This window comes from Methylocystis sp. sgz306128 (assembly GCF_056032725.1).
Window position 1 is genome coordinate 118,894 of record NZ_JBVYWO010000005.1, and the last position, 12,664, is coordinate 131,557.

Genomic DNA, 12,664 nt, shown 5'->3' on the forward strand with positions numbered 1-12,664 from the left:
CCTCAGCCGCCCGTCATGGGCGGAAAGAAAGCAATTTCCTTTGCTCCGGCGATTTTTGCATCATGCCTGACATGCTTGCGGTCGATGGCGGCGCGGATGAACGGGCCGCGCTCGAAGGCATAGGCATAGGTCTCGTCGCGCGCGGACAACCATTCAATGAGCGCGCCGACGGTTTCCACCGAGCCGGGAAGCTCCAGAATCTCTTCCGGCTTGCCGATCCGCTCACGCACCCACGCGAAATAGACGATTTTGACGCTCATTCCTCGACCACATGTTTGAAGCCTGCACGCAAATAATCATAACCTGTATATAGGGTGAGCAATGCGGCGGCCCAGAGCAGGATGTTGCCGATCTCCTCGGTATGGGTCAGCACGGGCTTTCCGGCCCAGCCGACGATGAGAAATCCCAGCGATACGATCTGCAGCGTCGTCTTGTATTTGGCGACGGTGGAAACCGGCACAGAGACCCGCAATTCGGCGAGATATTCGCGCAGGCCCGAGACGAGAATTTCACGGCACAGAATGACGATGGCGGCCCAGAGCGACCAGCTTCTGATGTCGCGGTTGGCCACAAGCATCAGCAGACAGCTTGCCACGAGCAGTTTATCGGCGATGGGATCAAGCATCCGGCCCAGCGACGATTGCTGCGACCAGGCTCTGGCCAGATAACCGTCGAAGAAATCCGTGATGCCCGCCAGCGTGAAAATGCCGAGCGCCGTCCAGCGCATCCAGAATTCGCCGGGCCAGTACATGCAGATGATCACCAGAGGCACGGCGACGACGCGGCCATAGGTCAGCAGATTAGGTAGTTTCAGGTGATTGAAGCTCTTCGAACGCATAGGGCAAAGGAACATGCGCCGCTTGCCGCCGTCAAGCCGCCGGAGACCAAGTTTTATCCCTGTTCGTTGAAAAAATTGAATACGAGCCGGGCGGTGGCTGCATTGATGCCGGGAATTTTTTCAAGATCAGCCAGAGCAGCGCGCGAAATGGCCTTTGCCGTGCCAAAAGCACTGAGCAGGGCGCGCTTGCGTTTGGGGCCGATCCCCTCGATTTCATCGAGCGGGTTCTTGGTGAAGTCCTTCTTGCGGCGGGCGCGATGGGTGCCGATGGCGAACCGGTGCGCCTCGTCCCGCAGCCGCTGAACGAAATAAAGCGCCGGGTCGCGCGGGGCAAGACGGAAGGGCGGCCTGCCCTCGACAAAGAACATCTCGCGTCCGGCATTGCGGTCTGGGCCCTTGGCGATGGAAGCCAGCGCCACGCCGCTGATGCCAAGCTCTTTCATGATGTCGCGCACGGCCTCGAACTGACCCTTGCCGCCGTCGATCAGAAGCAGATCGGGCCATTGCGGAAAGGTATCAGGATCGGCGACGGCGGGCGCCGCAGGCTCGCCCTTGTTTTCTTTGATAAGACGCTCGAAACGGCGCTTGAGCATGGTCCGCATCATGGCATAGTCGTCGCCGGGCTTTATGTCGGCGCTGTCCATATTGTAGGTGCGATAATGGGCTTTCATGAAGCCGTCAGGCCCGGCGACCACCATCGCGCCAATGGCGTTGGTACCCATGATGTGGCTGTTGTCGAAAATCTCAACCCGGCGCGGCGGCTTTTCGAGCCCGAATGTCTGTCCCAATGCAGCCAGCAGCTTGGTCTGCGCCGAAGTGTCCGCCAGCTTGCGGCCAAGCGCCTCGCGCGCATTGGTGAGCGCATGTTCGACAAGATCGCGTTTCTCGCCGCGCTGAGGCACGGCGATTTCAATCTTGCGGTCCATGCGCTCGCTCAGGGCATCGGCAAGCATCTCCCGGCATTCCACCTCATGGCTGAGCAGGATGAGTTCGGGCGCGGGCTTGTCCTCATAAAATTGCACCAGAAAGGCGCTGAGCACTTCCTCCGGCTCGAGGCTCTTGTCGGCGCGGGGGAAATAGGCGCGGTTTCCCCAGTTCTGGTAGGTGCGGAAGAAGAACACCTGAATGCAATTTTGCCCGGCCTCCTGCGTGATGGAGAAGACATCGGCCTCTTCGACGCTCTGCGGATTGATGCCTTGCGCGCCCTGAATATTGGAGAGCGCGGCAATACGGTCGCGCAGCTTGGCAGCCTTCTCGAATTCGAGATGTTCGGCATGGGCATGCATGTCGGCGGCAAGGCGCTCGCGCACGGCAATGCTCTTGCCGGAGAGAAAATCCCGGGTTTCCTGCACCAGTTCGGCATAGTCCTGCGGCGTTATCTCGCCGGTGCATGGCCCTGAACAGCGCTTGATTTGATAAAGCAGGCAGGGCCGCGTGCGGTTCTCGAAATAGGAATCGCTGCAGGTGCGCAGCAGAAAGGCGCGCTGCAGCGTGTTGAGCGTGCGTGTCACGGCCCCGGCATTGGCGAAGGGGCCGAAATAATCTCCCTTGCGGTTGCGCGCGCCGCGATGCTTGGTGAGCTGCGGCGCGGCGTGATCGCGCGTGAGCAGAATATAGGGAAAACTCTTGTCGTCGCGCATCAGCACGTTGAAGCGCGGCTTCAGTTGCTTGATGAGATTGGCTTCCAGCAGCAACGCTTCCGTTTCGGTGGCCGTGGTGACAAACACCATGGAGGCCGTCTGCGCGATCATCCGGGCGATGCGGTTCACGTGGCCGGCTGCACGTGTGTAGGATGCAACCCGCTTTTTGAGCGACTTCGCCTTGCCGACGTAGAGCACCTCGCCGCTGCTGTTCAGCATGCGATAAACGCCGGGCGAGAGCGGCAGGGTTTTCCAGAACTGATGAATGACCGCAGCGCCGCGCTTCACCGATTCCGGCGCGGCGGTTTCGTCGTCCAGTTCGAGTTCGAGCGAGGTGGCCTGCTCGTTCTCTTCCTCGAAGATTTCGTCAGGCGGGCTGTCCGGCAAGGTCTTGGGTCCTGTCATGGCTCTTATTTAAGGCGATTAAAGGTGAGCGCAACAGGTTCCGGCGATCAGAGATCCCGCTCAAAGCGCAGAGCCGTCATGCCATCCTCGTAAAAATCCTCATAAGTATCGAACTGGCGATAATGCCGGGAATAGAGCTTGATCGCCGGCTGGTTGTCGGCGCGCACCTCAAGCTGCATTTTGCTGCAGCCCCGTATGCGTGCGGCCTGCTCGCAAGCGGCAAGCAGGGCGGCGCCGGCGCGCTGGCCGTAAAATTCGGGCTGCACGGCAATGGAATAAAGCCGCGCGGTGCGCGAGCCCTTGCGAAAGGCGACAAGCGCATAGCCTGCAAAAGCGCCGTTCAGTTCGGCGACGATCATCGCCACGCGCGGGTTGCGGATATAGTCCCGGAGTGAGCGGCGCGAGAGCCGGTCGCCATCGAAAACCCGGTTTTCGAGAGATTCCAGCTGGTCGATGTCGCCGGGCAGGGCCGGGCGCAGTTGCAGATCTGCCGTCATGGTGCTGAACCTGCCGCCTGTGATGGGTGGGGCGGCAAAAACGCGTCGATCGCGGCCCAGCATTGCGCGCGGGTATTGTCCTGTTCCATCAGGACTTCATGTTCGGCCTGCGGCAGGGTGATCAATTTTCCGGCCTTGAGGCGATGGGCGAAGGCTTCCGTGGCGCGCAGGTCGACAACGCGGTCGCCGCCTGCGCCCAGAACCAGAATGGGTGTGACTGTGCGGCGCGGGAAATCCGGCTCCGCCAGTCTGGCAATGAGCCTGAAGGCGGCGTTGAGCCAACCTATCGTGCAATGGCCAAGACCAAGCTGCGGCGCCTGCGCCAGCGTCGCGGCATTGCGGGCATAGCGCGCCGCATCGCGCGTGAGCACATTGCCGGCGAAGGGTGCCGTATTGCTGGCTGTGCTGCCGCCGCCGGGCGCATATGCGCCGCCAAGGCCCAGTGCGTCGAGCGCGGCGATCAGCCAGCGGCTCAGTTTGGGATACCGGATGCCATAGATATCGATCATCGGCGCGGACAGCACCATGCGCGCGAAGGGCGCCTTGCCGCTGCCGGCCATGTCGAGCAGAATGCCGCCGCCCATGGAGTGGCCGAGGGCATAATGGGGCTCCGGGCAATCGGGCAGAAATTCACGCTCCATCGCTGCGACGTCCTGCCAGTACGCGTCGAATTCATCGATATGGCCCTTGCGCGGATTGGGCAGCAGGCGCTGCGATCCGCCTTGGCCGCGCCAATCAAAGGCCAGCACGCAAAAACCGCGCTCCAGAAATTCGCCGATCACCTCAAAATATTTCTCGATATATTCTGAACGCCCCTGACATATGACGATTGTGCCGCTGGCGGGGGCTTTTCGTGCCGGCCAGAGCGCCGCGCGCAGATGCAGGCCATCCGGCGTGACGACATCCCGCACGTCGGCGCCCGGCGGGCAGGGATTATCCGGCGTTCCGTAGAGTTGCATGCCTGAGCCTCCTGAATGCGATCTATAAGGCCGAATCACGTCATTTGAAATTCGAATTGCCTCTTGAAAGCCTAAAAATCAGCCCCCATCTCTTTTCCGCGCGGGCCATGTGGACGCGTCGGACATTGGTCTTCGCCCTATGGGAAGGCCCCGTCCGGGTAGTGATGCCGATCATCATTCATGTCGCTTCTTGGAGGATATGCTATGCGTTATGATTTTACCCCTCTTTATCGCTCAACCGTTGGCTTCGACCGTCTGTTCAGTCTGCTTGACCGCAGCGTCGGCAGCGATGTCGCGCCGACCTACCCGCCCTACAATATCGAGCGCAGCAGTGAAAACGCCTATCGCATCACACTTGCGGTGGCCGGGTTTGCGGCTGGCGAGCTTTCTATCGAAACGCGCGAGAATGCGCTGACGATCCGCGGCGCCAAGCAGGACAACGAAAATGAGAAAGCCGCTGCGAAGACCGAAATGCTCTATCAGGGCATTGCCGCGCGCAGCTTCGAGCGGATGTTCCAGCTTGCCGATCATGTGCAGGTAACCGGCGCGAGCCTTGAGAACGGCCTGCTGCATGTCGATCTCGTGCGGGAAATTCCCGAGGCCAAGAAGCCGCGGGCCATTCCGATCACAACCGGCGCCGGGGTAAAGACCATCGAGGCCTCGAAAGCCGCCTGATCCGGGAGCACGGCTCTCTCGCGCCCCTTGCCGTGAACCGGCAAAGCAATCCGGATTTTACCCCCGGGTTGCTTTGCCAACGGCGCACCGCATCGCGCCTCAGCCAGCGGCAATGCGCAGAAATTCCGCCACCTCGGCCGATGTGGTCGTGAAAGAACAGATCAGCCGGATGAAACTCTCGTCCTCTGCTGGGCGTTCGGCTGGCGGCAGCGCATGGGGCCGCCAGTCATAAAAAGCCGCGCCTGAGGCTTTCAGGCGTTCAGCCGTCGCGGCAGGCAGAATCACGAACAATTCATTGGCTTCACGCGGCCAGACGAGGCGGATGCCCTCTATGGCCGCAAGGCCATTGGCCAGCGTCTGCGCCATGGCATTGGCATGGGCGGCGAGTTCCAGCCAGTGGTCGCCTTCGAGATAGGCGGCCATCTGCGCGCCGAGCAGGCGGCCCTTTGACAATGTGTGGCCGGCCCTTTTGCGCAGATAGCCGAAATTTTCCGCCTGGGCGGGATTGAAGAAAACCACGGCTTCGCAGGCGAAGGCGCCATTCTTGCTCGCTCCCAGCGAAACCACGTCGATTCCGGCCTTCCAGCTCATTTGCGCCGGGGTCAGGCCCAGATGCAGGAGCGCGTTCGCAAAGCGCGCGCCGTCCATATGCACCGGAATCTGATGCTTGTGGGCCAGAGCGCTGAGTTCCGACAATTCATCGGCGGTATAGACAGTGCCGCTCTCGGTTGCCTGCGAGAGCGACAGGGCGGCGGGCTGCACATTATGCACCACGCCCCTCGGCAGGGCGGCGATGGCATCCTGCAGCGCGGCAGGAGTGATCTTGCCGTTTGTGCCGCCAATGCCGACAAGCTTTGCGCCATGCGTGAAAAATTCCGGTGCGCCGCATTCGTCTGAAACGATGTGGGATTGCTCGTGGCAAAAGATCGCACCCCAGGGCGGACTAAGGCTGCTCAAAGCCAGCGCATTGGCTGCCGTTCCGGTGCTGACCAGAAACACCTGGCACTCACGCTCGAAGAGCGCGGCGATCTGCTGTTCGGCGCGCTTGGTCCAGATATCCGTGCCATAGGCGCTGGCATTGCCCTGATTTGCGGCCACCAGCGCGGCCAGAACACGCTCGCTGGCAGGTGCGGTGTTGTCGCTTGCAAAATTCATGAGACCGTCCGATCCGTTGTCTTGTCCATCCGATCAAGGATAGGGCGGATCGGCCTGCGGATAAATGCTTTCATATTGCTAAATTTAAAGGCTTACCCCCGCTTGTCGAAGCTCATAAAATCTGTCAAATTGCGGCGCTCGTAAATGGGACAGCTATACTGACCATTATCGGGACTGAAAGGTGGAAATGGTTGTTGAAGCGGCTTTTCGCCGTTGAAAACACCAGATGGAGTTGAGAAATGACCAAGGTACGTGGAACTGGCCCTGAAGATCGTGGATTTGCCACCGCTGCGCGCGGAGCAGAGAAACGTCTTAAACGCCTGTCTTCCTCCACAACCCTTGCTTCCCTCGATCACGGAACCACTGACATGACGAATTTTTTTCACGCTGACGGCCTGCCGGATGCGCAGGGCCTTTACGACGCCCGCCATGAGCACGATGCCTGCGGCGTCGGTTTTGTTGCCCAGATGAGCAACCAGAAGTCGCATGATATTGTCGCCAAGGGTCTTGAGATCCTGCTCAACCTTGATCACCGCGGCGCTGTGGGCGCCGATGCCAAGGCAGGCGACGGCTGCGGCATGCTTATCCAGATTCCCGACCGCTTCCTGCGCGAGGAAATGAACCGCGCCGGCGTGACGCTGCCGCCGGCCGGTCAATATGCTGTGGGCGCGATCTTTTTGCCGCGCGATGCCGAGGGCCGCAAGATCGTCATTGATATTGTCGAGAAGACGGTTGCCGATGAGGGGCATCAGTTTCTTGGCTGGCGCGACGTGCCGGTGGATTCGTCCGGCCTTGGCGAGACGGTCAAGCCGACTGAGCCCGGCCATGCGCAATATTTCATCGCCAATGCCAAGCCCGAAATATCGCAGGATGAATTCGAGCGCCGGCTCTACATCACCCGCAAGGTGATCTCGGCGCGCGTCTATGCCCTCAGGGACAAGCGCACCCGCGAGTTTTACCCGGTGTCTTTGTCTTCGCGCACGCTGGTCTACAAGGGCATGCTGCTGGCGACGCAGCTTGGCGATTATTTCAAGGATCTGCGCGACCCGCGCCTCGAATCGGCGCTGGCTTTGGTGCATCAGCGTTTTTCGACCAATACGTTCCCGACATGGTCGCTCTCGCACCCCTATCGCATGGTGGCGCACAACGGCGAGATCAACACGCTGCGCGGCAATGTCAACTGGATGGCGGCGCGGCAGGCTTCCGTCGACAGCGAATTGTTCGGTGCGGATATTTCCAAGCTCTGGCCCATCTCCTACGAGGGCCAGTCGGATACAGCCTGCTTCGACAATGCGCTCGAATTCCTTGTGCAGGGCGGCTACAGCCTCGCCCATGCCATGATGATGCTCATTCCCGAAGCATGGGCCGGCAATCCGCTGATGGACAAGACGCGCCGCGATTTTTACGAATATCACGCCGCATTGATGGAGCCGTGGGACGGGCCGGCCGCCGTGGCCTTCACCGATGGCCGCCAGATCGGCGCCACGCTGGACCGCAACGGCCTGCGCCCCGCGCGCTATCTGGTCACCGATGACGGGCTTGTCGTCATGGCCTCGGAAATGGGCGTGCTGCCCATCCCGCAGGAGAAGATCATCACCAAGTGGCGTCTCCAGCCGGGCAAGATGCTGCTCGTCGATCTTGAACAGGGCCGCATCATCTCCGACGAGGAAATCAAGCGCACCCTTTCGAACGCTTCGCCCTATGGCCAGTGGCTGGAGCGCACGCAGATCGTGCTCGAAGACCTCAAGCCCGTCGCGCCGCGCGCGGCGCGCACGGATGTCTCGCTGCTCGATCGCCAGCAGGCCTTCGGTTACAGCCAGGAAGACCTGAAGATTCTGCTCGCCCCCATGGCGGTCACCGGGCAGGAGGCTGTCGGCTCCATGGGCACGGATACGCCGATTTCGGTGCTCTCCGACAAGGCGAAGCTGCTCTATACCTATTTCAAGCAGAATTTTGCGCAGGTGACCAACCCGCCGATCGATCCGATCCGCGAGGAACTGGTGATGAGCCTTGTCTCGTTCATCGGCCCGCGCCCGAACCTGTTTGACCTTGAGGGCAATTCGCGCCGCAAGCGGCTCGAAGTGCGCCAGCCCATTCTCACCAACGGCGATCTCGAAAAGATCCGCAACATCGGTCATGTCGAGGATACGTTCGACACCAAGACACTAGACATGACCTATCCGGTGGAAAAGGGCGCATCCGGCATGGCCGACGCTTTGGAGCGCCTGTGCGAGCGCGCCGAAGCTGCGGTGCATGGCGGCTACAACATCATCATCCTGTCGGACCGTATGGTCGGCCCCGACCGCATTCCCATACCGGCGCTGCTCGGCACGGCCGCCGTGCATCATCATCTCATCCGCAAGGGTCTGCGCACGTCTGTGGGCCTTGTGGTGGAGACGGGCGAAGCGCGCGAAGTGCACCATTTCTGCTGCCTCGCCGGCTATGGCGCGGAGGCGATCAACCCTTATCTTGCCTTCGAGACGCTGGATGCCATGCGCCCCGAACTCCCCGAGGAGGTTGATTCCTACGAGGTGGTCAAGCGGTTCATCAAGTCGGTGGACAAGGGCCTGCTGAAGGTCATGTCCAAGATGGGCATTTCGACTTATCAGTCCTATTGCGGCGCGCAGATTTTTGACGCTGTCGGCCTGCAGCAGTCCTTTGTCGACAAGTATTTCTTCGGCACCGCCACCACCATCGAGGGTGTTGCGCTGGCTGAAATCGCCGAAGAAACCGTCCGCCGCCACAAGGATGCCTTTGGCGACTCGCCGGTCTATCGCAATTCGCTGGAAGTGGGCGGCGAATATGCCTACCGCACCCGCGGCGAGGCCCATAACTGGACGCCGGATTCCGTGGCCCTGCTGCAGCATGCCGTGCGCGGCAACAGCCGGGACAAGTTCCGCGCCTATGCAAAGCTGCTGAATGAGCAGGACGAGAAGTTCCTCACCATCCGCGGGTTGTTCCGCATCCGCAATGCCGAGGAAGACGGGCGCAAGCCTGTTCCGCTCGATGAGGTTGAGCCGGCGGTCGAGATCGTCAAGCGTTTCGCCACCGGCGCCATGTCCTACGGGTCCATCTCCCGCGAGGCGCATACCACGCTCGCCATTGCCATGAACCGTATCGGCGCCAAGTCCAATACGGGCGAGGGCGGCGAGGAATCGGATCGCTATGTGCCGATGGCCAATGGCGATTCGATGCGCTCTGCGATCAAGCAGGTGGCTTCGGGCCGGTTTGGCGTCACGACGGAATATCTTGTCAATTCCGACATGATGCAGATCAAGATGGCGCAGGGCGCAAAGCCCGGCGAAGGCGGCCAGCTGCCCGGCCACAAGGTCGATGCCGTGATTGCCAAGGTGCGCCATTCGACGCAGGGGGTGGGTCTCATCTCGCCGCCGCCGCACCATGACATCTACTCGATCGAAGATCTGAAGCAGCTCATCTACGACCTGAAGAACGTCAATCCGGCGGCGCAGGCCTCGGTCAAGCTGGTGTCCGAAGTGGGCGTCGGCACGGTTGCCGCAGGCGTCTCCAAGTGCAAGGCGGATCACGTCACCATTTCTGGTTTTGAGGGCGGCACCGGCGCTTCGCCGCTGACCTCCATCAAGCATACCGGCAGCCCGTGGGAGATCGGCCTTGCCGAGACTCACCAGACGCTGGTGCTCAACAACCTGCGCTCGCGCATCACCGTTCAGGTGGACGGCGGCATCCGCACGGGCCGTGACGTTGTTATCGGCGCGTTACTGGGCGCGGACGAATTCGGTTGCGCCACCGCGCCGCTGATCGCTGCGGGCTGCGTGATGATGCGCAAGTGTCATCTCAACACCTGCCCGGTCGGGGTCGCCACGCAGGATCCCGTTCTGCGCAAGCGCTTTGTCGGCCAGCCGGAACATGTCATCAACTTCTTCTTCTTCGTCGCCGAGGAAGTCCGGGAACTGATGGCGGAAATGGGCTTCCGCACCTTCAATGAAATGGTCGGCCAGATGCAGATGCTCGACAAGAGCCGCGTTGTCGACCACTGGAAGGCCAAGGGGCTCGATTTCTCCAAGCTGTTCCACAAGCCGAAGGCATGGCCGGGCGCAACGCTCTTCCGCTCGCAGGAGCAGGATCACGAGCTTGATGCCGTGCTTGACCGTACGCTCATTGCCAAGGCCAGGGGCGCGCTCGAAAAGGGCACGCCGGTGATCATCGAGAGCCCGATCAACAACACCAACCGCACCGCAGGTGCGATGTTGTCGGGTGAGATTGCCAAGCGTTATGGCCACAAGGGGCTGCCCGACGACACGGTTCATGTGAAGTTCACCGGCACGGCGGGGCAGAGCTTTGGCGCATGGGCGGCGCATGGCGTGACGCTGGAACTGGAAGGCGAGGCCAACGATTATGTCGGCAAGGGCCTTTCGGGAGGCAAGCTCATCGTCTATCCGCCGAAGTCCGCCGCCAAGATCGTGCCGGAGGCGAGCATCATTGCGGGCAACACGCTGCTTTATGGCGCGATTGCCGGCGAGGCCTATTTCCGCGGTGTCGTGGGCGAGCGTTTTGCCGTGCGTAATTCAGGCGCGATTGCGGTTGTCGAAGGCACGGGCGATCACGGCTGCGAATATATGACCGGCGGCATTGTCGTGGTTATAGGACAGACGGGCCGCAATTTCGCGGCGGGCATGTCCGGCGGCATCGCCTATGTGCTGGACGAGGACGGCACGTTTGAAAAGCGCTGCAACCTCTCGATGGTCGAACTGGAGCCCGTGGCCGAGGAGGAAGAGCTCAATGAGCGCATCCACCATCACGGCGGCGATCTGGAGGGCCATGGCCGTGTCGACGTGATGTCGGACATGACGCGCTTCGACGGCGAGCGTCTGCATCAGCTCATCGCCAATCATGCCCGTTATACGGGATCGCAGCGCGCCAAGGATATTCTGGCGCATTGGGAGCAATATCTGCCCAAGTTCCGCAAGGTCATGCCGGTTGAATATCGCCGCGCCCTGCAGGAATTGTTGGCACAACAGAACGGCGAGCAGATGCTCGTGGCGGGAGAATAATCATGGGAAAGGTCACCGGCTTTCTGGAAATCGATCGGCGCGACCGGCGCTATGCCCCGGCTTCCGATCGCATCCGCCATTTCAAGGAATTTGTAATTCCGCTTTCGGAAGAAGCCACGAAGGATCAGGCGGCGCGCTGCATGAACTGCGGCATCCCCTATTGCCACAACGGCTGTCCGGTCAATAATCAGATTCCCGACTGGAATGATCTGGTTTATCTGGGAAATTGGGAAGAGGCTTCGCGCAATCTGCACTCGACCAATAATTTCCCGGAGTTCACGGGCCGTATCTGCCCGGCGCCCTGCGAGGCATCCTGCACGCTGAACCTGCCGGATACGCCTGTCACGATCAAGACCATCGAATGCGCTATTGTCGACCGCGCATGGGAGAACGGCTGGCTCAAGCCGGAACCCGCGGCAAACAAGACCGGCAAGAGGGTCGCCGTCGTCGGCTCCGGTCCGGCTGGCCTTGCCTGTGCCCAGCAACTGGCCCGCGCGGGCCATGAAGTGCATGTCTTCGAGAAGAACCAGAAGCCCGGCGGTTTGCTGCGCTACGGCATTCCGGATTTCAAGCTTGAGAAGAAGCTGATCGACCGCCGTCTGGCGCAGATGAGCGCCGAAGGCGTCATCTTCCATACCGGCGTCAATGTCGGTGTTGATTATCCGATTGAAAAGCTTCAGGCCGAATATGATGCCGTGGCTCTGGCCGGCGGTTCGGAAAAGCCGCGCGACCTGCCCGTGCCGGGCCGCGAACTCAATGGCGTGCATTTCGCCATGGAATTCCTGCCGCAGCAGAACCGCCGCGTCTCCAACGAGCCGGTAACGAGCAACATGCCGATTCTGGCCGGCGGCAAGCATGTCGTCGTCATCGGCGGCGGCGATACGGGTTCCGATTGCATCGGAACGTCGATCCGTCAGGGTGCGTTGTCCGTCACCCAGCTTGAAATCATGCCTGCACCGCCGGAAAAGGAAGACAAGCTGCTCACCTGGCCGAACTGGCCGCTGAAGATGCGCACGTCTTCCAGTCAGGAAGAGGGCGCTCAACGTGACTTCGCGGTCAATACCGTGCGGATCAACGGCGAAAATGGCGTGGTCACGTCCATTGACTGCGTGCGGCTGGATAGCAAGCTGCAGCCGATCGAGGGCACCGGTTTCCAGATCAAGGCCGATCTGATTTTGCTCGCCATGGGCTTCGTCGCGCCTGTCCACGAGGGGCTGCTCAACGGACTTGGCGTCAAGCTTGACGGGCGCGGCAATGTCGCGGCCGACGTGCGGACCTACAAGGCCAGCGTTGACAATGTGTTTGCCTGCGGTGACATGCGCCGTGGCCAATCGCTTGTGGTGTGGGCGATCCGCGAGGGCCGCCAGTGTGCACATGAGATCGACAGGCACCTGATGGGCGAGACGGTCCTGCCGCGCTGAGCCGCAAGCCAGTTGATGAAATTCAAGCCCGCGCGTGTCGCGGG

9 protein-coding genes are annotated in these 12,664 nt (G+C 61.1%); 3 read left to right on the top strand and 6 right to left on the bottom strand.

Going from position 1 to position 12,664, the window contains the following annotated elements; genetic code table 11:
• Nucleotides 1-2 precede the first annotated feature (2 nt).
• The 5 genes from moaD to AC0N03_RS10280 are packed head-to-tail and all read right to left on the bottom strand — an operon-like array spanning nt 3 to nt 4,339.
• Entirely contained in the window at nt 3-260 is a 258-nt protein-coding gene (gene moaD, locus AC0N03_RS10260; RefSeq protein WP_474288629.1) for a molybdopterin converting factor subunit 1, read from the bottom strand.
• A complete protein-coding gene (gene pgsA / locus AC0N03_RS10265) occupies nt 257-838 on the bottom strand; it encodes a CDP-diacylglycerol--glycerol-3-phosphate 3-phosphatidyltransferase (RefSeq protein ID WP_474288630.1) in 582 nt (193 codons plus the stop codon). Before pgsA ends, moaD begins: the two co-directional genes overlap by 4 nt.
• 53 nt (nt 839-891) lie before the next feature.
• Nucleotides 892-2,883 carry an excinuclease ABC subunit UvrC gene (uvrC, locus tag AC0N03_RS10270; RefSeq protein WP_474288631.1) on the bottom strand — a complete coding sequence of 664 codons (1,992 nt, stop codon included), beginning with the start codon at nt 2,881-2,883 and terminating at the stop codon, nt 892-894.
• Nucleotides 2,884-2,930: 47 nt separating this feature from the next.
• On the bottom strand, nt 2,931-3,380 hold the full coding sequence (locus AC0N03_RS10275; RefSeq protein ID WP_474288632.1) for a GNAT family N-acetyltransferase: 450 nt from the start codon (nt 3,378-3,380) through the stop codon (nt 2,931-2,933).
• Nucleotides 3,377-4,339 (bottom strand): alpha/beta fold hydrolase, encoded by a 963-nt coding sequence (locus tag AC0N03_RS10280; RefSeq protein WP_474288634.1) that lies wholly within the window; start codon nt 4,337-4,339, stop codon nt 3,377-3,379. Before AC0N03_RS10280 ends, AC0N03_RS10275 begins: the two co-directional genes overlap by 4 nt.
• Before the next feature lie 204 nt (nt 4,340-4,543).
• On the opposite strand from AC0N03_RS10280, the gene AC0N03_RS10285 reads away from it, so the two are divergent.
• Nucleotides 4,544-5,014 carry an Hsp20 family protein gene (locus tag AC0N03_RS10285; RefSeq protein ID WP_474288635.1) on the top strand — a complete coding sequence of 157 codons (471 nt, stop codon included), beginning with the start codon at nt 4,544-4,546 and terminating at the stop codon, nt 5,012-5,014.
• A 99-nt stretch (nt 5,015-5,113) separates the two neighbouring features.
• Here AC0N03_RS10285 and AC0N03_RS10290 read toward each other — a convergent pair whose 3' ends face one another.
• Entirely contained in the window at nt 5,114-6,169 is a 1,056-nt protein-coding gene (locus AC0N03_RS10290; RefSeq protein ID WP_474288636.1) for a threonine aldolase family protein, read from the bottom strand.
• Nucleotides 6,170-6,537: 368 nt separating this feature from the next.
• Between AC0N03_RS10290 and gltB the strand changes: the two genes are divergently transcribed.
• A complete protein-coding gene (gltB, locus tag AC0N03_RS10295) occupies nt 6,538-11,199 on the top strand; it encodes a glutamate synthase large subunit (RefSeq protein WP_474288744.1) in 4,662 nt (1,553 codons plus the stop codon).
• 2 nt (nt 11,200-11,201) lie between these two features.
• Complete coding sequence (locus AC0N03_RS10300; RefSeq protein ID WP_474288639.1) at nt 11,202-12,620, top strand: glutamate synthase subunit beta; 1,419 nt, start codon at nt 11,202-11,204, stop codon at nt 12,618-12,620.
• Nucleotides 12,621-12,664: the final 44 nt, after the last annotated feature.